This is a genomic window from Haladaptatus sp. CMAA 1909 (assembly GCF_043952005.1).
In the GTDB taxonomy this organism is placed as follows: Archaea; Halobacteriota; Halobacteria; order Halobacteriales; family Haladaptataceae; genus Haladaptatus.
The window spans coordinates 1,137,129-1,156,671 of record NZ_JBIOAV010000001.1 but is presented as its reverse complement, the minus strand read 5'-3'; the positions used below and the strand labels follow the sequence as shown (position 1 = coordinate 1,156,671).

The following is a 19,543-nucleotide window of genomic DNA, read 5'->3' as shown; positions in this document are numbered from 1 at the left end:
TTGACCTATCTGCCGACACTTTCCACTATTTTCTGTATCCACAGATTCCAAGCTGGCTAGCGTTCGCAAGTGAGCGGTTCGGAGAACCCGAACGAAGCGATTCACCGCGAGCGAAGCGAGGCGCGAAGCGCCTCGTAAAGCGAGCGGGCCAAGGAACCGTCGAAGACGGTGACGCCGTGCTTTTCATCAACGTTTTGCCAGGGAACGAACTGCGAACCGACGGCTCGCAGTTCGTGAGTGCAGCAAAAGGTTGTACGGGCCGGGCGCGATTTGAACGACGCCCAGACGTTCCGGGTCACTCACGTTCGTTCGTTTCCCGGGCATGCGACTGGTTTACTTCAAATCGCTAATGCCGTTTTGCCACTCACGAAGTAGTTCGTGGCAAAAGCGGGCCGGGCGCGATTTGAACACGCGACCGTCTGATTAAGAGTCAGACGCTCTGCCTAACTGAGCTACCGGCCCAACGCATTCTGAAAAAGTCGGGTGTGACGTAAATACGTTTCCTTTCGGATTGCGGTCAGCCGGTTTGCCGGGAAACGGGAGGGGAAATATGGGTCGAAAACGGAGGGATTCTCCGTCGAAAACCCGCATAAATATCAGGTTATTTTCACTGGACGCTTCTTTCTCCCGTGATCGAAGCAGTCGAAGAAGGGCGTCGGATACTCGTTCGCTCCACGGACGTTTGACGTTCACATCGGCTCGTAGTGACATTCTTTTTGGACTATTTTGAACGAATACGAGTCCGCGTTTGCGTGAGTAAAACGGTCCGCTGGGCTGGTTTCAGCGTCGCTCCGGGAGGATTAAGTACCGGCCGGGGTAACGCCCCAGTAGTAATGAGCGCCGGGATAACTATCTCTTCGATGTCTTCGTACGCAATTCTCGGTTGTGGGAGCGTCGGCTACGCTGTCGCCGAAGAACTCGTCGCACAGGGGAAGGAGGTTCTCATCGTCGACCGGGACAGCGACCGTGTTGAGGCGCTCCGTGATCAGGACCTGAACGCGCAGGGGGGCGATATTCGAGAGGAATCGGTGGCGGACGAAGTCTCCGACCGGGACGTCGTCCTCATCCTCTCCTCGGACGTCGCGGCGAACAAGGAAGCCGTCTCGAACCTTCAGTCCGGTGGAGGCGAGCGGTTCACCGTCGTCCGAGCGAGCGATCCGGTGTCGGCGGACGAACTCACCGAGATGGGGGCGGACGTGGTCATCAACCCCTCGACGGTCATCGCCAACTCCGCGCTTCGCTCGCTCGAAGCGGGCGAGTTGGAGTACAAGGCCCGGCAACTGTCCGGCGTCATCGAGGACACGTCGGGCAAACTCGCGGTTCTCACCCACGACAATCCCGACCCCGACTCCATCGCCAGCGCCGCCGCGCTCCAGACCATCGCCGAAAGCCTCGGCGTCGAAGCGGACATCCTCTATCACGGCGAAATCGGCCATCAGGAAAACCGCGCGTTCGTCAACCTGTTGGGCATCGAACTCCTCCAGCGCGACGAGGTGGACATCGAGAGCTACGACACGTTCGCCCTCGTGGACCACATGCGGGCGACCCAACCCGAACTCGACCACCCGGTCGACATCCTCATCGACCATTACGAACCGGATTCGGAGTACGAGGCGGAGTTCTCGGACGTTCGACCGAACGTCAGTTCCACCTCGACCATCATGACGAAGTACGTACAGGAGTTCGACATCAACCTCAGCGAGGAAGTCGCGACGGCGCTCCTGTACGGAATCCGCGCGGAAACGCTCGACTTCAAGCGCGACACGACGCCCGCCGACCTCACCGCGGCGGCGTATCTGTACCCGTTCGCCAACCACGACACGCTCGAACAGGTCGAGTCGCCGTCGATGTCGCCCGAAACGTTGGACGTGCTCGCGGAGGCCATCACGAACCGGGAAGTGCAGGGCAGTCACCTCGTCAGCAATGCGGGCTTCATCCGTGACCGCGACGCGCTGACACAGGCGGCACAACATCTCCTCAACCTGGAAGGAATCACTACTTCTGCCGTTTTCGGCATCGCGGACGACACCATCTACCTCGCCGCTCGCTCGAAGGACATCAGGATGAACATCGGCAACGTCCTGCAGGACGCCTTTGACACCATCGGCGAGGCGGCGGGCCACTCCACGCAGGCCAGCGCCGAAATCCCGCTCGGCATCTTCACCGGCATCGAGACGAACGAGGACAACCGCGATACGCTCCTGTCGCTCACCGAGGAAGCCGTCAAGAAGAAACTGTTCGACGCGATGGGCGTCGATGGAGAGACGAACGGAAACTAGACGACCGCTTCTTCTTCTCCGCCCTCTTCCGATTGTTTCAGTCGTTCCACGACGTCGTTGACGAGGATGACGTCGCCGACCGCACGGACCCACCGATACGGGATGATGACGCCACGTCCCGTCGAGATTCGGTTGCCGAACAGTTCGTCGTTGATTCCGCCGAGCGCGAGACCCGTCACGGCGATTTCGTTCAAATCGAGTCGAAGATCATCTACCTCGCCGACGAAGACACCGTTGTTGGAGTAAACCTCGCGACCGACGAGCGTTGTAATTTCCGCTGGGCTTCCGTCCATATGCAGGAGTGATGGTATGCGCGGGCCTTAACTCTTGGCAGATACCGAATCGAGGACAGTTCCGAACTCGTCCAGTCCCTCCCGAACCGTCTCGGTATCGAGGCCCAGACTTAGTCGAAATCGCTCGTCGTCGTCGAAGAATCGACCCGGAACGACGAGGATTCCCTCCTCCCACGCGGCCTCCGAAATCTCGTCGCCGTCGGCCGACTCGTGGGTGAAAAAGCCGTATGTACATCCCGGGGCGACCGACCCCGAGAGGTCGTCGCGTTCGGCGACGAACGCCGCGAGCAGGTCCCGGTTCGCCTCGATTCGGTCGCGCGACCCGTCGGCGAGGTCCGACTCGTCGTACAGCGCACGGCGGGTCAGCGCCATTGCGGGACCCGAAACCGCCGGGACGTGAAACATGACCGACTGCGCGCGTGAGACGAACTCCGCGTCGGCGACCAGCCATCCCACCCGAACCGGACCGAACCCGAGGAACTTGGTCACGGAGTTGGTGATGACGGTGTTGGGGAGGTTCACGGCGGTCGGACCGCCGAACACGCTGGCTTCGTCATCGGTACAGAAGGGCGCGTACACCTCGTCCACGAGGAGGCTCGCGTCGTTGTCGGCAACGGTACGACTGACCTCCGCGAGCGTCTCACGACTCGCTCTGCTCCCGCTCGGGTTGTGGCGGTTCGTCACGACCACGCAGCACGTTTCGTCGCTCAGCGCCCCCTCGATTCGTGTCGGGTCCAGTTCGTAGCCCGTTTCTTCCAGTCGTCGGAATCGGTCCACCGTGGCACCGAGTCCGTCGGGCGTCGAAACCAGCGGTTCGTAGCCGGGCTTTTCTACCAATACGCGGGGAGTTCCGTTCCCGTCGTCCTCATCGTCCTCGCCGTTGGATTCCGCCGCGCCGATCGCGGTGGCCATCGCGACGAAGTTTGCGTGCGTCGCTCCGGCAGTGACGAGGACGTTCTCCGTCCCCACGTCGTACGCGTCGGCGATGATGGTTTCGAGGTCGAGGTCGTCCGGCGGGGACGGCAGGTCGCCGAGGTCCGGCGGGACGATACCGTCCGGTTCCGGCACCGCCCGGCGAAGGTCGCTCGACCCGAGGTCGTGAGTTGCGGCGTCGGGCCGTCCGGTGATCCAATCGAGATAGTCGATAGTTGAGAACATGACGGAGGGTACGAGAACGAGGCTTTTAACGTTCGGGAAGGGTGCAAAGCGCGTCGGACGGCTCAGTCCTTCGATATCGCGAGCGGCATCGACCCCGCGTCCGCGGCGAGCGAATCGAACCGCTCGCGGGCCGCTTCGGCCATCGGATAGACGCCGTGGTACGGGTCCGGGTCCCCGGCGACCCCCGTGACCGTTCGAACGGCGTCCGCGATGGGTTCGTAGTTGTCGCCGACGATATCGCCGACCAACGTCGGCATCCCGGCCCGCTCACAGAGTTCGCGGGCCGCGTCCCGCCCGACGTACACCCGTCCTTCCTCGCGCTCGGCGAACACCAACGCGAACGGCGTCCCGTCGAACTGCGCGTCGAGGAACGACTGGGCGGCGTCGTTACCCCACGGAATCGCGCCCACGCCGCGTACCCGGCGAAGGGCGGACGCGGCGGCCGAGCAAAACGGGCAGTCGCCGTCGAAGACGAGGACCGCGTGATACTCGCTCATACGATTCTTCGTACGCGATTTTCGCGGAAAAGTGTTCTCACAGAGTGCGGAAACGTCCGTCTATCGCTTCGAACGTCCGGGCGGCTGGTCGTGTTCGGCTCGGAGGTCCAGCATCTCCTCGTACTGACAGGCCTCGAACGTGACGTCCGAACGGGGTTTCGCAGTGCAGGGAAGAATCATGTCCGCTTCCCTGTCCTCCTCGTAGTAGCGCCGCGAATCCGACTGGTCGACATCGCCGGAGAGGAGTTCGGCGGCGCAGGTCGTACACCACCCCTGCTGGCAGTCGGCGGGGAGCCATACTCCGCGGTCCCGCGCGGCGGCGAGGAGGTACTCGTCCTCGGGAACGTCCATCTCGACCGTCTCGCCCGCCTGTTCGATGTCGCACTCTTCGGGGACCTCTATCTCGACGGTGTGGGGACTCACGGGCGTCGTAATGACCACGAAGAAATGAGACTGTTGGCCGGAATCTGTTACGCGGATTCGTTGAAGTCGTGGTTCTTGGAGTACGGCGCGTCGCCGGGTTCGCCCCGGACGAAGTGGCCCGCCGGGTTGGCTTCGTCGTCGCGTTCGCGCGAGAGGAGTTCGATGAACCACGCCTCGTGGTCCACTTCCTCGTTGTAGATGCGCGACGCCAGGTCGTAGGTTCGCGGGTCACAGTCGCGGGTCATGTCGCACACTTCGGCCCACGTTCGGATGGCACAGCGTTCCGCTTCGAGGAGCGTTTCGAGGATGTTCTCCGGCGTCGGGTCCTCGGGCAGTTCGGCGTCCGGGCAGGACGCACGGTCGGCGAAGGCCCGGATGTCGTTAGGGAGCTGTCCGCCGAGTTCGTAGACGCGCGGCATCACGAGTTCGAAGTGCGCGCGGTCTTCGAGACGGGCGTCCTCCGTTATCTCCTTGTAGTCCTCCTCGCCCGCCAACCAGCAGCGGAGATTCGTGTAGTAGTAGTACGTCGTGAACTCCGCGCCGATGGCGTCGATGAGCGTCTCCTTTATTTCCTCGGGTTCTCCACCACGTCGCCGGACGGCTTCCATCCCCACTCGTTGGCTTGTGTCCCCCGGTGAAACGTTTCCAGAGCCGTGTTTTTTGTCGTCTGACATAGTTTCTGACCTCTTTATGGCACATGATTTTCGTTTCCTTAAAATTTTCTTCGTTGTTTCGGCCGATGTTTTCAAGTACCAAAAAATCCGTTGTGTGATAGGTGTTTTGGCTGGCTATCCCTCCTCGGACGTTTCCGAGCGGTAGCGCGGTGTGGAACAGCGAATTGCTCGCGTTGAACGCGTTCGAGTCGAACGGTAGACGATAGCATACGGGCTCGTAACCGGTGATTACTCAAGGGGATAGCCTACATTGAACGACGTACTTTCACGGGAACGACACGTTGACGCGAATAACCCACCCGTTCTGGGACCACTTTGGAGGCAACGTCTCCATACCGTCTGCTTTCTCTTGGGAGGAAAAGAGAAATTCCAATTTATTTCCTCTAATTATCATTTAGAAAAAGCTATCTCTACCGGGTACCACGGAACGGATGCGATGTCCGAAAGTAATGACACGTTGTCGACGTACCTCGAAGAGAACCCACGAATGATCGGCGTGCTGTTCGCCATCTGCCTGCTGCTCACCCAGACGGGTAACGTAGCGGCGGCGGCGGGCGGAACGATTCGATAACCGACGTTTTTTACAGCAGTTCCGGATTTACTTCGGTCGACCACGAGAGTTCGCCATCGACGATTACCGGAATCCGTTCGAGGCGGAGGAACCGGACCAGCGTCTCCTCGTCCACCGAGAACGTGTTCACTTCTCCACCGCTCAGGAAGTACGTCTCGATATCGCTGATGAACGGGGTGAACAGGGCACCCATCCCGGATTCGATGGTCGGGTACGTCGTTATCCCCAACTCGTAGCGCCCGTCACCCGCCCGCCCCAGATGACAGACGAACGGGGTTCCGCTTTCGCTTTGGGCGATTTCTATGCTGCCATCGCCGACGGTGATGTACTGATTGCCGACCATCTGTTGCTCCCGAACGACGGTGAGCGCGGATCGAAGCGAGAACCCTCGGTTCAGGAGATGAGCGATGGTCCGTCCGATCTCTATCGCGCTCTTGTTCGTGATTTCGCTGTAGGTGACGACGCCGCCGATACTTCCGGAGTCGACGAGCGCGATTCCCTGTTCGTACGACCGACACCCGTTCAATAGGAAGGTATCGACCGCGACGTCGTCGATGGATTCGACGTCGAGTTTCCCGTCCCGACAGATGAAATGCCCATCCTCGATGTGACCGATGTAGTGAAGGAAATCGGTGGGCGTAGTGAGGACCGACGCGAGTTCGTCCACCGAGAGGTTCCGATGAACGTCGATGTCGAACGCGAGTTCATCCCGCTTCCCGTAGAGCGCGTCACCCGCGTCGTACTCCGGACTCATCTCCGGTTCGTTACACACCACCGTGATGTCGATACCCTCAGTCGAGGAGGAGCGCTCCAACCTGTTCTCGAACGCGCGTTCGATCAGTTTGTTCGCGCCGATGGGCATCCCCCGACCGAGCCACGCGTGTTCCAGCGAATCCGTCACGGTCGGCGCGACGTACGGGTCGGATTCCGCCCGTTGTTCACCCCGTCGCACCTCCGCACCACGAAGAAAACTGTCGATCGGATCGGGAGTTTCCGGCACTGGTTCGTGACGGTTGTGCTCCCTCGGCGTCGTGACGAGCGAGAGGTTGTTCGCCAGATACGGAATCGCCCCGACGTTGGTGATATCGTCCGTGACCGTCGTCGACAACAGCCACGTCGGGACGTGTTCCCGAACGGCGTCGAACGGCACGTCGAGATACGTTTCGACCTGCTCTGCGAGGTCCAGTTCGTACAACTCGTCGAGCGGGATGTCGAGGAGGGGTTCGATCGCGCGCCGCTCGTGGAGCGGTATCTGATAGAGCCCTTCAGTTCGCGTTACACAGTCGAACAGCAACGATTGGCGAAGTATTCGTTCGATTTCGCCCTCATATCCGCGTTCGGGGTGGTCGAGAGGGTGGACGAACCCGCGGTCAGTCACCAGCCTCGGGTCGTCGCCCGGAACCAGGGTCCCACCGAGATAGTACGCGAGGGTACTGGCCGAGTATATCATCGGGAGTTCCGGCGGAAGCTCGATTCGAACGCCCGTTTCCGGTGGCGCGATTTCGGCGGGAACGTGCAGTTCGTCCCCGAGTTCGATTCGAGGAGGATGGCCCCTGAGCGACGGAAGCGACCGCTCACAGCTCACCGTCTTCAGTGCCGACCCGAACGTCGAGACGGCGGCCATCACGTCGCGTGGCGACGACGTCGTCGTCACCGTCGCTGCTGGCTGTTCGTGATAGGAGCGCGCCCCCATACGAACCCGCGTTTCCGTATCGAACTCGAACGCCATGTGTTCGGCCGACGAAGCGAGGGTCAACGCACCGCTAACGCGCAGGTAAATCCGAATGGGCGCGTTCAGTTCGAGGAGATACTCCCCCTGGGGGAACTGTTCGTACGAAAAATCCTCGGCCTTCGTCAGGAACGTCCCGTCCACGGTGCGGACGTGCGTGATGACGACGTAGGGGAGTACGAGGGTGTCCGTCGTGAATTCGGTCGCGTTGTCGACCGGAAAGTAAAACTGGTCGACATCGGACGGACGCGGGTCGACTGCGTCCGACGTTCGAATCGGGAACTGCCGTCGGTGAATCGGGTCGACGACGGTAATCCCGTCGAACTCGGAACTGGGGCGAAATATCGGCTTCATTTCAATTCTGTGGGCTGGCTCGTCGAGGGCGTTCCGTAACCGCCGCGATGAGATTGGTCGGTCGAAAACCGAGCGCGGAAATCGTCAGAGCGGAAACCACGTAGTCGTGTATTCCGTGTCGTGAAGGTGCCATCGCTGCGTCGGCCCGTCCTCGTCGATTTTCAGCTCGATAGTTACGTCGAACAGCGGTTCGACGGCTTGGACCGAAGCGGATTCGTATGCCCCCGGGAAGACGTACTGGCCCAGTCCGGCCACCTCCTCGACGGTTTCGGTAACGTTTCGAACGAACTCCTCCACGGCGTCCGCTCCTTCCTCGTCCGAAAGGAACTGTAACGAATCTAAACAGAACCGTAGCTGCCCCGGTTCGAACCCCTTTCGCTGATACTGGAGTTCGAATATCTCGTCCAGAATCTCGGTTTGGAAGTCGTCGAGCGACCCCACGACCGACGATACGGACGGTCGGGTCGGTCGATTCCCCGTTCGCACGTCCGTCGCAGACCGCACCGCCGCCTCGTGGGAGAGGACCCGTGCGTTGTCGAGGTTCGCGTTCGCCCGGTCGAGTCGCGTCCGGGCCACGCCCGTATCGCGTCCGTAAAGCGCGAACAGATGCGTTCTTCCGTAGTTCGGTTCTCCCAAGAACTGCACGCTCAACTCCTCGAAAACGTCCGCCGGAACGTCGCCGGTGAGCAGTAGATTTCCGCCGGTTCGCTTCAATCGCCCAAGTTCGGACTCGATTTCTATCGTTCCGTCGCTGTTCGCGGTAACGTAGTGGCCCGCGAACGTGAACGTTACTTCACCGTTCCGTCGGGGGGTTCCGTCGACGAGCGGTCGGAACAAGTCCTCCAGCGCATCGGGGTCGATGCACCCGTACAGCGATTCCGGGACGCCGGTGGAGTCAACCTGCGCACGCTCGGCCATCCGCTGGACGATGTACGTACCTAACGGTTCCTCGCTCCCCCAGTCGTACTGCAACCGCGTCGGTTCCTCTACGCCGCACATGAACGGCAAGGTAGAACCATCCTGCGTCGTGCCCATAGTCTCGTAGCGGTAGTATCCGCACGGCAAAAAGCCCTCGTACCGGTTTTGCGTTATATCAAATAACGGTATCGAAACACCACCCGATGATAACTCGAATTTCGCGGTGATATCGGCTCAAATGACCGTTCGTGACTATATCGTCATCCTCCACAGGGCGGCCTTCGCCGACTGGTGACGGGGGAGGACGGGCAACTGTCGAGACATATCGCCACCATCGGGTGATTCATGCTCGTCACTGCACTAGAACGGGTATGGGTGATAGGTCGACCCGCGGGGAGGGGAAACTCATGGAGTTGCTGCGGTTCTTGGATACGGTCGGAGCCGAGTCACTCACCGCAACGTCGGATTGGGTCTACGAACTGCTCAAGGACGAACAACGACGACACCTCGTCCTATACCTCAGCGAGCAGGAAACCGAGACGCCGATCTCGCGGGTGGCGGCGGACGTGGCGAGCCGATGTAACGAAACGCCCGTGACGAACGTAACGCAGTCCGAACAGGAGCGGTTACGCTTTCGACTCGAACAGGAACACCTGCCGCGACTGGCCGACTACGGAATCATCTCGTGGTCGTACGGGGAGGACGTCGTGGAACCGATTCCGTCGGTATTGCACTCCGACGAGGGGTAGTTCCCGTGATTTTCCCGACACCTGCCACGGACGAAACCGGTTAGGTCACCCGAACCCAACCCCCGCACAGTGCAGGACACCATCGACTGGCTTCGCGGGCGACCGTACTACGAGGGCCAAATCGCCCGTCACGAGACGGTTGCGGGGAACGACGGCGAGTTTCGCGACCTCTCGCTCGAATCGCGGCTGGTATCGGCCCTCGAAGGGCGCGGCATCGAGCGACTCTACCGGCACCAAGCCGAAACCGTCGAAGCGATTCGCGGCGGCGAGAACGCCGTCGTCGCCACGCGGACCGCGAGCGGGAAGAGCCTCGCGTACACGATTCCGGCGTTCGAACGCGCCATGGACCACGGCGGTCGGACCCTCTACGTCGCGCCGCAGAACGCCCTCATCAACGACCAGGAGGAGACGCTCTCCGAACTCGCCCGCGACTTGGGGTTCGGCAGCCGCGTCTCGGTGGCCCAGTACACCGGGCGACTCGACAAGAACGAAAAGCGGGCCGTCCGTGACCGACGGCCGACCGTCGTCCTCACGACGCCCGACATGCTCCACTACGCCCTGCTCCCGTACGCCCACCGCCTCTGGGACTGGTTTTTCAAGGGGTTGGAGACGGTCGTCATCGACGAAGTGCACGAGTATCGCGGCGTCTTCGGCAGCCACGTCGCGCTCGTCCTCCGCAGACTCGCGCGAATCTGCGACCGATTCGATTCCGCCCCGCAGTTCGTCTGCTGTTCCGCGACCATCGGCAACCCCGTCGAACACGCGAGCGCCGTGACGGGTCAGCCGGAATCGTCCTTCGCCCTCGTGGACGAGGACACCAGTCGCACCGGCCCGACCCACTGGCTCCTCTGGAACCCGCCGGAGTACGAGGACGACCGCTACGGCGGTGCGAAACGCCGGAAGTCGAACCACGGCGAGACGAAGCGACTCTTCGCCGACCTCGTGGGAAACGACTACCAGACGTTGGCCTTCACCCGCGCCCGGCAGGCCGCCGAACGGTACGCGATGGAGAGCGCGGACGAACTCAGGCGGCGCGGCGAGCGTTCGCTCGCCGACGATATCGCGGCGTATCAGGCGGCCCTGCGCAACGACCGCCGCCGGGAACTGGAAGAAGGCTTGCACTCCGGAACTGTTCAGGGCGCGTGGAGCACGAACGCGCTGGAACTTGGCGTCGATATCGGCGGCCTCGACGCCGTCCTGCTCGACGGTTATCCCGGCACGCGCATGGCGGCGTTCCAACAGGCCGGGCGGGCGGGACGCGGCACGGACCCCAGCCTCGTCGCGCTCGTCGCAGGCGAGGACCAGTTGGACCAGTACCTGATGGCGAACCCGGACGAGTTCTTCTCGGGCGACCCCGAGCGGGCGGTCGTCAACCCGGAAAACGAGGAGTTACTGCCATCGCACGTCACCTCCGCCGCGCGCGAGACGTGGCTTTCCCCGGAGGACGAGACGTATTTCGGGTCGACGTTCCCCGGACTCGTCGCCGAACTCGAAGCACGGGAAGAACTCGAACGACGGCAAACGAGCGGCGGGGTCCGTTGGGTGTACGACGGCGACGGCAGTCCCCAGCACGAGATGAGCCTTCGAACCATCGACGACCGCGAAATCGACCTCCTCGACAGGTCGCGCGGCGACGTCATCGCTTCCCTCCCGTTCAGCGACGCGCTGAACGACGCCCATCCCGGCGCGATATACCACCAGCAGGGTCAGTCCTACGAGGTGGTCGACCTCGACCTGTCGCGGGACGTGGCCGAACTCTCCCCGACGTGGGCCGACTATCACACGAAGACGCTGACCGACAAGGAGATCACCGTCGAGGAGGATTTGTCCGAAAAGGCGCTCTCGAATCGCGGGGACTGTCTCATCCGCTTCGCCGACGTGACCATGCGAAAGCGAATCACCGGGTTCGAACGCCGGGACGCGAAACGCGGCGAGACGCTCGGACAGGAATCGCTCTCCCTTCCGGAACTCACCCTTCGGACCAAGGCGCTCTACTTCACGATTCCCGACGATCTGGAGCGCGAATTGCGGGCGATGGACGGCGATTTCAACGGCGCGATTCACGCCGCCGAACACGGGATGATTTCGCTCTTCCCGCTCGAACTCCTCTGTGATCGCGGCGACATCGGCGGCCTCTCCACGCCGCTGCATCCGCACACGGGTACGAGCACGATTTTTATCTACGACGGATATCCCGGCGGCGTCGGCCTGACGCGCAACGGGTACGAAACCGTCGAATCGCTCATGGTGAACACGCGGGAGATGCTTCGCGCCTGCGACTGCGAGTCGGGGTGTCCCTCCTGCGTACAGTCGCCTCAGTGTGGTAACGCGAACGACCCGCTCGACAAACGCCTCGCCGAACACCTCCTCGCCGACCTTACGGACTGAGTCGCAACGCTTTTAGGCTATCCTAAACCTAAATTAGGTTAGCCTAAACATGGACGACATCCTTCGCCGAACCCGACGCGAAATCGAAGAGTTGGCAGTCGAGTCCGGACCCTTCTCCGTCGTCGCCGCCGAATCCGGCGAATGTCCGACGCCGATAACCGGCACGCGCTTCGAATCCCACGACGACGCGATGCGCGCCGCCGACCTCGCGCGCGAGTACCGAAACGCCCTCCGCGAACACGACCCCGATCTACCGACGCACCGGTTCGTCGTCACCGAACTCGCGAGCGAACACCTCCAGATGGTCGGCGTCCGCGAGCGAACCGACGGCGTTCGAGCGAACGGTCTCCCGCGAACCCAACGCTCCGTCACCGTCACCAGCGACCGTGACGGCGCGTGGCTACGGATGGAAAACGCCCCGCTCGTTCACCTCGCTCGGGACTGCGGACCGGTCGGCGACGACGCCGTGGGTCGACAACTCGACGCGAAACTCTAAGGCCGAGTCGAGTCACCGTCGCGGATTTTCTCCCGAAGCGCCGGGATGAGGTCGAACTTGTCCTCCGTGTCTCCCAGCACGAACAGCGAGAAGTAACCGAGATACGTCCGAATCGGTACGCGGACGACGGCGAGCGTCACGAGGAGGCAGACGACGTACGCGAGGACGAGCAGACCGAACAGAGCCAGCGCCAGCGGGTTCGCGAGCGTCGTCCCGACGGCGGATAATCCGCCGAACGCGACGACCACGAGGAGGCCGATGACGGCGAACGGAATCAACAGGAGAACCGCGAGGATGCCCGCCGCGATGGAGACGAGAAATCCCACCGCGATGGCGAGGAAGAACTTGAGGACGAGGTAGATACCGAACTGTTTCCACTCGCGACGGAGCGTCGGCCAGAAGGCCCGCCATCCGGCCACCACGCCGCGCTCCTGAAGCCGCGAGTCCTGCCACCCCGTCGATTCGCTGTGTTCGCGAGCGACCATCACGGGAACGACGAAATTCGTCGTCAATCCATCGACGAGCGCGACGAAAAAGACGAGGACGGCGAAGACGGGAAGGAACACCAGCAGCGTTCCGAAGGCGATGGTCGGCGGTCCGGACGAGAACGCCGAAAGGGCGAACAGGACGAAGCCGAGGACCGGCAGAAAGACGACGAGAAAGAGAACCAGTCGAAACGCGAACAGGCGAAGTCCCTGCCCGAAATACTCCCCTGCATATCTCCTGACGTGAACCTCCCGCGTCCGAAGCGACTCGATGAAGACGAACTCCATCACCGACCCGACGAGGAGGAAGAGTATCGCTATAGAGACGGCGATGACGATGAGGACGGCCACCAGCGTCAGGATATCGACGGGAATCGAGACGTTACTCGGCGGTGACGGAACCGGTTGGTCCGAACCGGTCGAGAACTGCGTGCCGCCTTGGAACGGAGACGCCGTACCAAACCCCCCGAGGAAGAACACCACGACGGCGAGTCGGAGCCACGTTTTCACATCGAACGGAAAGAGGAACTCCCGCGTCCCCTCGATGGCGTCCCCCAACGCGTCAACGGCGTACCATGCCATGTGAAATCATCGTTCGTCCCGATAGTTAAACTACCGGACAGACTCACTCATCAGGTGGGCCACGTACTCCTCGGGCAGGAGGAGGACGTTGTAGGTGAACGTGGTCTGTGCTCCCACGACGAGGAACGCGACGAGTCCGTGAAGCACGAACGTCAGGAGGTAGCTGACGAAAAGGTTTCCGAGGGTCGCGACGACGTGAACGAACGACGTCGCCCGTATCTCCCTCGTCATGTCTGGTTCGACCATGAATTCGCCGAACGTGAAGAGCGCGAGGAGCGCGAACGCGACGATTGCACCGCCGACGTAGGCGAACACCTCCGCCGCGGAGGGGGTACCAAACCGGGTCATCAGAAGCCCGCCACCCCCCCAAATCGAAAGCGTGTAGCCGTACGCCCGTGACTCCGAGAGCAGATTTCTGCCGAGCCGTCGTCTCGGGTTCATACCCGACGTTCAGCGGACCGAAAGAAATGCGTGTCGGGTTATTCGCCTATCGAGTCCTTGATTCGCGAGTCGACGGTTTGGGACAGGATGGCCGCAAATCCCGTCTGGGAACTCCAGATGGCGCTTTCGTGGTCGCCAAGGATGCTGATGAGAATGGTATCGTCGTCTACGATGAGCATGCGTCCCGCGGGTTCGGCTTGCGGCTTGTCGTGGCGGATGACGACCTGCAAATCGTCGAAGTGGTCCTGCATCGATGGATCTTGGGAGATGATGAGGACGTCGACACCCGCTTCCGCCCGCTCCTGTAGCATCACCTCGATGCGTTCCGTGTAGAGGGATACGTCGTGAAGACCGAAGACGATTCTCGATTCGGCTTCCACCACCAACTGTTCGATTCGACTGGTAATGGCCTCCTCACCATCGATGGACCACACATCTTCGCGTTCGTTGTCGGTATCGACGAACTCGTTCTCCACCGATTCGAGGTAGTCGAACGCCTGTTCCTGTGTGCGTTCGAACCGCTTTCGGAGGTGCGATTTCGCGGCCTCCAAACTCACGGGACGGTACTGAATCGGCTTCGACTGTTTGACCTCCACGAGGCTGCGTTCCTGGAGGTCTTCGGCCGCGCCGTACACCTGTGACCGCGGCACGTCGGTGACGCCATGGATGTCCCGCGCGGTGCCGGTACCCAACTTCTGGAGCGCGACGAACACCTTGGCCTCGTAGTTGGAGAGGCCGAGGTCGGTCAGCGCGTCGATGGCGTCAGCTTCGTCCATTTCAGTCCTCACTCGGGGTTGCGGTCGTTTCGGACTTAGTTTCGATGGTTCCGCGCGCACCCGGTCCGAAGTAGCGCGTCCAGACGACGAGCAAACTCGGGAGGACCAGCACGCTTGCGACGAACGCGTAGATGATGGTCAGCCCGGTGATGATACCGAACTGCTGGAGCGCGGGCAGGATGGCGAAGGCGAGGACGCCGAAACCACCCACCGTCGTCGCCGCACTGCCCAGCAGCGCACCGCCGGTTCCGGTGAGGCTGACGTGGAGCGCGTCCCACACCGAGCCCTGTCGTTCGAGTTCCACATTGTACCGCTCGGAGAGGTGGATGCTGTACGCAACGCCCAACCCGACAGTGAGGCTCGTAATCATGCCCGTCAGGATGTTGAACGGCATTCCGAGGAGGTACATCGTCCCCAGAATCCACGCCACGCTGAACACGACGGGGAGCAGGGTGACCGCTCCGAGGGTCGCGCTGCCTTCCGTGATGCGGTAGATGAGCATCAGGAACGCGAACACTGCGACCATCGTGATGACGAGGCTCTCGATGACCGTGTTGAGCAGGTCGTCCTGCACGATTTCGAAGACGATGGACTGTCCCGTCGCCGTCGCGGTGAGACCCTCGAAGGAGTCGGCCACGTCACGCATCTGCGTCGTGACCGCCGAACTCGACGCGCCGCCTTTCAACGAGATGGCGACGCGGAGTGCGTCGTAGTCGCCGTCATCGCGGTGGATGACGCCCGCGGCTTGGCCGGGGGCGGCGGCGAACAACCCGTCGTAGACCTTCTTCAGGTCCTTGTCGGGAACGCCGTCACCGTCCGTGTCCGCCGCGGTGAACGTCTGATTGAACGTTTGGTTCTGTGCGGCGACTTGGTTCATCACCGTTAGCGGCCCCTGTACCTGTGGCTCGCCGTTCGAGAGGGTGAGCGTGACGTCCTTTTCCGCCGCTTGCTCCCGTGCCCGATGCACCTGTTCGAGCGTATCATCGCGGGTGATATCGCCCTGTATCAGTAGTTGGGCCTGTGAGTCCTGCCTGACGAAGTTGTCGTTTACGTAATCGAGGTTCTGCTTCGCGGAGTACTCGCCGGGCTTGAACGGTTCCGGGAGCTGTTTCGTCCAGTGTGGCGGACTGTCCGCGAGGAAGTCCTCCTGCGAGAAGCTCGTGTCCACTTTCGTCGCCCCGTAGCCGCCCGCCGCGCTGACGAGGAGGGTGAGGACGATGACCGCGAGCGGCGCTTTCCGCGCCGCGGTTGCGCCGACCGTCAAGAGGCGACCGATAGCACCGCCGCCGGTCCCGAACGCGCGCTTCTTGCGGTTGTATCCCCGCGATTCGAGGAGCGCATCGAGTTCCAGTTTGAGGGCGGGAATCAACCCGCCGAAGATTATCAGCGCCGCGATGATACCGACCGAACTCACGATACCGAAGTCCTGAATCGGCGGAAGCGGACTGACCAGATTCGAGAGGAAGCCGATGACCGTCGTCGCGGTCACCCACGTCAGGGCCGCACCGACGCTGACGAGCGCGACGCGCATCGACCCCCGAACGTCCTCGTCGGGGTTCGTCTCCCGTTCCTCGCGGTGGCGCATGAAGACGTGAATCGCGTAGTCGATGGCTAACCCGATGAGGAGGACGGGAACCGCGATGAACATCTGGTTGAACGTGATTCCGGCCCAGCCCATGAAGCCGAACGTCCAGACGAGGACGAAAACGATACCGAGGACGCCGAGCAGGATGTCGAGGAGGTCGCGGTAGGCGACGATGAGCGTCAGGACGACGAACAACAGCGCCAGCGGCCCGACGATGGCGAGGCTGTCAGCCATCGACTGGTTGATCTCCTCGCTGATAATGCCGCTCCCGAAGACGAGGGCTTCGTCGAACTCCTCGTTCGCGATGGTTTTGATTCCCTTTTGGGTGGTGACGAGCGTGTCGGAGGCTTGGCCCTCCATCGACGACTGGCTCTCCTGTTTCTGGAAGATGACCAACATCGTCGCGTTCGCCTCGGTGGAACCGGTGTCGTAGGACGTCGGCATGAACGCCAGTGCCTGACTCGACATGCCGCCCGAACCGCCCCCGTCACCGGAGAGAACGGCCGACGTCAACGAGTCTATCTGCGACTGGTTCATCGAGCGCAACTGGTCGAGTTGCTCGGCGATGGTCGGCATCGAGCCGTTTTGGAGCGCGTTCCGCTTTTGCTGCAGTTTTTCGCTCCGCTCGCCGAGTTTCTCGTACTCGTCCGCCAGCACGCCTTGTGTACCGAGTTTGTACACCTTGCCGAACTGGGACTGGATTTCGCCTGCCCGCTGCTCATAGGTCGATTGGTTGATGTCTCCCGACCGGTAGGAGGCGTTCAGCCCGTCGAGTTTGGCCTGCAGGCCGCGTGCCTGCTGTGCGGATTTGTTGAACGTCGCGGACTGCTCCGTCGAGAGGTTCGCCGTCGCCGACGCCCGCACCCGTGCGAGTTGGGTTTCGAGCGTCGCCGACTGCGTCCGGTAGGACTCGTTGTCCACCTCGCCCGACTGGTAGGAGGCGTTCAACTTGTCGTACTTCACCTGCAACGCACGCGTCCGATTGAGCGCGTCGCTCAGCCCGGCGGCCGTCCGGTTGAGTTGCTGGCTCCGCCGCTGGAGTTCCGCACCCGACGCCTTGAGCTCCGCGACCTTTCCCTGTTGAATCGCGGAGATGGCGATGACGTTTGCGACGCCGCTGGTGGCGGTGTCCTCCGCCAACGTGTCGTTGATGGTTTGGTTGTCCCGAAGGCGCTGTTGGAACTCTAACGAGTTGACCATCGCCTCCTTCGACAGGACGTTATCGCCCTTCACGATGACCTGAACGGTGGTCGTGTTCTCGTTGCCCGTCGTGAAGTTCGAGTTGATGTAGTTCAGTTTCTTCGCGGCCGGGCTGTCGCTTTGGAACTGGTCGAGCGACGAGGATTGCTCTATCATCGGCGCACCGGCCCCGACGAGGACCGTCAGGACGACGAGCACAGCGATGATTGCCCGACTGTGCTTGGTTACGTTTTCGAAAAGCCGGTCGAGGAGCGTCACGGACGCCCTCCACGGCTATGAAGCTGTATTGCCATAGCTGTTGTTAGAATACTACTGACAGCCCTACCAAAAAGATGGAGGTTTCGGTTTCTAGTATGACATATGTTCACTAGCACATCTCCCGTCGAAACGGAGAAACGATCTACACAGGGCGTGTTCTGCTCCTTCCGGCGGTTTACGCGGGACGAAAGTAGAGTCCGACCGAAAGCGGTGCATCCTGAAACGGGGATGGGACGATTTCTTCGGGACGTGTCGCCCGATATTTTTATTCTTACCGATGGTAGATGGAATTTTCATCGACTTGCCATCAACGTTACCACCCTGCCCGATGGAGAGGGACCTAATGGTAGATCTGCTCACTGGACTCCACTTGCTCGGTGGGGTGTTTCTCCTGTTGATGAACGCCTACTTCGTCGTCACGGAGTTCGCCATGACGCGGGTACGGCAGTTCGACAAATCCGAGTTCGAGAATTCGAAGGGACTACAACGCGCGTGGGACATGACCGACCGCCTCGAAATCTATCTCTCCGGGTGCCAGGTCGGCATCACCATCGCCAGCGTCGGACTGGGTGTCGTTGCCGAACCCGCAGTCGTGGCGCTGTTCCACCCGGTCATCAACGCCATCGGCCTCGGTAATGGGTCCACCGAAGCCCTTTCCGTGATTTTTGCACTCGCCCTCATCAACCTCCTCCACGTCATCGTCGGCGAACAGGCACCGACCTACTTCGGCATCGAACGGACGAAGTTCGCGGCGCGGTACGGGTCGGGAATCCTCTACTGGTGGACGAAACTCATGTCCCCCGTCATCATCCTCGCGGACAAGATCGCAAAGAGCCTCCTCGCTTTGTTCGGCGTCGAAATCGAACGCTCGTGGACGGAGGCCGAAGAAGGCGAGGACGGCGAGCGGCAGATAGCCAGTCGAGCGGACCTCCATCGCGAGATGGGCGACGTTCTCGGCGAGGTCGAAGACCTCCCCGCGGAGCGCGAAGAGGAGATCCTGTCCGCGCTCAAAATCGAGCGCGTCCCGGTTCGTGACGTCATGATTCCGCGGGAGGACATCATCGCCCTCTCGACCGAGGACTCCATCGAGGAGAACATCGAACGGATGCGGGAGAACCCGGTCGTCCGGTTCCCGCTCATCGACGGGTCGTTCGACGAATTTCGGGGAATCGTCTACACGCCGACGGTCATCGGACGGTACGACGACCTCATGTCGGGCGACGTTTCGCTGACCGACATCGCACACGACCCGATGACGGTCGCGGGTGATACGACCGTGGCCGACGCTATCGACCTGTTTCAGGCCCAAAATCAGGAACTCGCGCTGGTGTTGGACGGGAGCGACGTCATCGGGTTGCTGACGGTGACGGACGCCTTCGAAGTCGTCCTCGGTGATTTGGAGGACCCGACGGACAGGGAACTGCGTGCCTAAGGTTCGCCTACTCCTCGTGGAACTCCCGCGCCTGCTCGCGCGTCATCGTCTTCCACTCGCCGTTCTCGGTTCGCACCTGCACGTGCCCGTCAGGAATCTCCGTTTCGACCGTCTCGACGTGCGCTCCGAGGAGATGCGATTCGTACTGTTTCCACGCGACCCGCTCGGACGGCGCGATGGCGACCCATCCGCACCCGTCCTGACTGCACCGAATCATTGAGTGTCGTCACTCGCGACGAGGGATATAAGCCTTGA

Annotated in this window: 19 protein-coding genes and 1 tRNA gene; 6 read left to right on the top strand and 14 right to left on the bottom strand. The window is 61.6% G+C overall.

Going from position 1 to position 19,543, the window contains the following annotated elements; all coding sequences use genetic code 11:
- Nucleotides 1-101: 101 nt before the first annotated feature.
- Both ACGYLY_RS06440 and ACGYLY_RS06435 read right to left on the bottom strand, forming a co-directional pair.
- Complete coding sequence (locus ACGYLY_RS06440; protein WP_395282436.1) at nucleotides 102-299, bottom strand: hypothetical protein; 198 nt, start codon at nucleotides 297-299, stop codon at nucleotides 102-104.
- Nucleotides 300-388: 89 nt separating this feature from the next.
- Nucleotides 389-462: transfer RNA gene (locus tag ACGYLY_RS06435), tRNA-Lys, on the bottom strand.
- A 371-nt stretch (nucleotides 463-833) separates the two neighbouring features.
- On the opposite strand from ACGYLY_RS06435, the gene ACGYLY_RS06430 reads away from it, so the two are divergent.
- Nucleotides 834-2,279 carry a DHH family phosphoesterase gene (locus ACGYLY_RS06430; protein WP_395282437.1) on the top strand — a complete coding sequence of 482 codons (1,446 nt, stop codon included), beginning with the start codon at nucleotides 834-836 and terminating at the stop codon, nucleotides 2,277-2,279.
- Here ACGYLY_RS06430 and ACGYLY_RS06425 read toward each other — a convergent pair.
- The 5 genes from ACGYLY_RS06425 to dps form a co-directional block, all read right to left on the bottom strand.
- Nucleotides 2,276-2,572: a PRC-barrel domain-containing protein gene (locus ACGYLY_RS06425; protein ID WP_395282438.1), complete on the bottom strand. Its 297-nt coding sequence runs from the start codon at nucleotides 2,570-2,572 to the stop codon at nucleotides 2,276-2,278. The genes ACGYLY_RS06430 and ACGYLY_RS06425 overlap by 4 nt on opposite strands.
- A gap of 27 nt (nucleotides 2,573-2,599) precedes the next feature.
- Nucleotides 2,600-3,730, bottom strand: a complete 1,131-nt coding sequence (locus tag ACGYLY_RS06420; RefSeq protein ID WP_395282439.1) for a pyridoxal phosphate-dependent aminotransferase — start codon at nucleotides 3,728-3,730, stop codon at nucleotides 2,600-2,602.
- 62 nt (nucleotides 3,731-3,792) lie between these two features.
- Nucleotides 3,793-4,227, bottom strand: a complete 435-nt coding sequence (locus tag ACGYLY_RS06415; RefSeq protein WP_395282440.1) for a DUF393 domain-containing protein — start codon at nucleotides 4,225-4,227, stop codon at nucleotides 3,793-3,795.
- Nucleotides 4,228-4,287: 60 nt separating this feature from the next.
- Complete coding sequence (locus ACGYLY_RS06410; RefSeq protein WP_231183467.1) at nucleotides 4,288-4,650, bottom strand: 2Fe-2S iron-sulfur cluster-binding protein; 363 nt, start codon at nucleotides 4,648-4,650, stop codon at nucleotides 4,288-4,290.
- Nucleotides 4,651-4,697: 47 nt separating this feature from the next.
- On the bottom strand, nucleotides 4,698-5,324 hold the full coding sequence (gene dps / locus ACGYLY_RS06405; RefSeq protein ID WP_231183466.1) for a DNA protection during starvation protein: 627 nt from the start codon (nucleotides 5,322-5,324) through the stop codon (nucleotides 4,698-4,700).
- Between the two features lie 436 nt (nucleotides 5,325-5,760).
- Here dps and ACGYLY_RS06400 point away from each other — a divergent pair, with 436 nt between their 5' ends.
- Entirely contained in the window at nucleotides 5,761-5,895 is a 135-nt protein-coding gene (locus tag ACGYLY_RS06400) for a hypothetical protein (RefSeq protein WP_395282441.1), read from the top strand.
- 10 nt (nucleotides 5,896-5,905) lie between these two features.
- Here ACGYLY_RS06400 and ACGYLY_RS06395 read toward each other — a convergent pair whose 3' ends face one another.
- Complete coding sequence (locus ACGYLY_RS06395) at nucleotides 5,906-7,978, bottom strand: hypothetical protein (RefSeq protein ID WP_395282442.1); 2,073 nt, start codon at nucleotides 7,976-7,978, stop codon at nucleotides 5,906-5,908.
- Nucleotides 7,979-8,062: 84 nt separating this feature from the next.
- The gene (locus tag ACGYLY_RS06390; protein ID WP_395282443.1) at nucleotides 8,063-9,013 is read right to left on the bottom strand and encodes a HalOD1 output domain-containing protein; all 951 of its coding nucleotides are present in this window, start codon (nucleotides 9,011-9,013) and stop codon (nucleotides 8,063-8,065) included.
- Nucleotides 9,014-9,267: 254 nt separating this feature from the next.
- Between ACGYLY_RS06390 and ACGYLY_RS06385 the strand changes: the two genes are divergently transcribed.
- The 3 genes from ACGYLY_RS06385 to ACGYLY_RS06375 all read left to right on the top strand — a co-directional run bounded on the left by ACGYLY_RS06385 (nucleotide 9,268) and on the right by ACGYLY_RS06375 (nucleotide 12,529).
- Nucleotides 9,268-9,645: a hypothetical protein gene (locus tag ACGYLY_RS06385; protein ID WP_395282444.1), complete on the top strand. Its 378-nt coding sequence runs from the start codon at nucleotides 9,268-9,270 to the stop codon at nucleotides 9,643-9,645.
- Between the two features lie 69 nt (nucleotides 9,646-9,714).
- On the top strand, nucleotides 9,715-12,033 hold the full coding sequence (locus tag ACGYLY_RS06380; RefSeq protein ID WP_395282445.1) for a DEAD/DEAH box helicase: 2,319 nt from the start codon (nucleotides 9,715-9,717) through the stop codon (nucleotides 12,031-12,033).
- A 49-nt stretch (nucleotides 12,034-12,082) separates the two neighbouring features.
- Nucleotides 12,083-12,529: a hypothetical protein gene (locus tag ACGYLY_RS06375; protein ID WP_395282446.1), complete on the top strand. Its 447-nt coding sequence runs from the start codon at nucleotides 12,083-12,085 to the stop codon at nucleotides 12,527-12,529.
- Here ACGYLY_RS06375 and ACGYLY_RS06370 read toward each other — a convergent pair.
- From ACGYLY_RS06370 to ACGYLY_RS06355, 4 genes are read right to left on the bottom strand one after another with little or no spacing between them, the layout of a single operon-like run.
- The gene (locus ACGYLY_RS06370) at nucleotides 12,526-13,596 is read right to left on the bottom strand and encodes a hypothetical protein (RefSeq protein ID WP_395282447.1); all 1,071 of its coding nucleotides are present in this window, start codon (nucleotides 13,594-13,596) and stop codon (nucleotides 12,526-12,528) included. The genes ACGYLY_RS06375 and ACGYLY_RS06370 overlap by 4 nt on opposite strands.
- Nucleotides 13,597-13,626: 30 nt before the next feature.
- Entirely contained in the window at nucleotides 13,627-14,037 is a 411-nt protein-coding gene (locus ACGYLY_RS06365) for a hypothetical protein (RefSeq protein WP_395282448.1), read from the bottom strand.
- 38 nt (nucleotides 14,038-14,075) lie between these two features.
- Nucleotides 14,076-14,813, bottom strand: a complete 738-nt coding sequence (locus ACGYLY_RS06360) for a TrmB family transcriptional regulator (protein ID WP_395282449.1) — start codon at nucleotides 14,811-14,813, stop codon at nucleotides 14,076-14,078.
- Nucleotide 14,814: 1 nt separating this feature from the next.
- Nucleotides 14,815-17,856, bottom strand: coding sequence for an MMPL family transporter (locus tag ACGYLY_RS06355; RefSeq protein WP_395282450.1), 3,042 nt, complete (start codon nucleotides 17,854-17,856; stop codon nucleotides 14,815-14,817).
- A gap of 343 nt (nucleotides 17,857-18,199) precedes the next feature.
- On the opposite strand from ACGYLY_RS06355, the gene ACGYLY_RS06350 reads away from it, so the two are divergent.
- Nucleotides 18,200-19,288, top strand: coding sequence for a CNNM domain-containing protein (locus tag ACGYLY_RS06350; RefSeq protein WP_395282451.1), 1,089 nt, complete (start codon nucleotides 18,200-18,202; stop codon nucleotides 19,286-19,288).
- A 7-nt stretch (nucleotides 19,289-19,295) separates the two neighbouring features.
- On the opposite strand, the gene ACGYLY_RS06345 is transcribed toward ACGYLY_RS06350, so the two are convergent.
- Nucleotides 19,296-19,505 (bottom strand): hypothetical protein, encoded by a 210-nt coding sequence (locus ACGYLY_RS06345; RefSeq protein ID WP_395282452.1) that lies wholly within the window; start codon nucleotides 19,503-19,505, stop codon nucleotides 19,296-19,298.
- Between the last annotated feature and the right edge of the window lie 38 nt (nucleotides 19,506-19,543).